Below are 231 nucleotides of genomic sequence, written 5' to 3' on the forward strand. Positions count from 1 at the left end.
GCGAAAGCTGGAGCACAGCACCTGCCGGTTGCTGACCTTACGCCGGTACAATCCGAGAAAATGGCGGCACTCCACCAGGGCATGCCTGACTAGTGCGCGTCGGGTCTCGTAGTGTTGCTGTTGTTCGCTCAGGGAGAGAATATCGGTAATCACGTCAATATAGCTGGCCGCACGGATATCGTAATAATCCGGGCGGTGGGTAATGGACGCAGGATTGCTGATGTAGGTGTA

Annotated in this window: 1 pseudogene; it reads right to left on the reverse strand. The window is 55.4% G+C overall.

What is annotated here, in order from left to right:
* A pseudogene (locus DEO48_RS12745) lies at positions 1 to 231 on the reverse strand (glycosyl transferase); the annotation flags it as partial.

Source organism: Enterobacter sp. CGMCC 5087 (genome assembly GCF_003144775.1).
Lineage (GTDB): Bacteria > Pseudomonadota > Gammaproteobacteria > Enterobacterales > Enterobacteriaceae > Enterobacter > Enterobacter cloacae_M.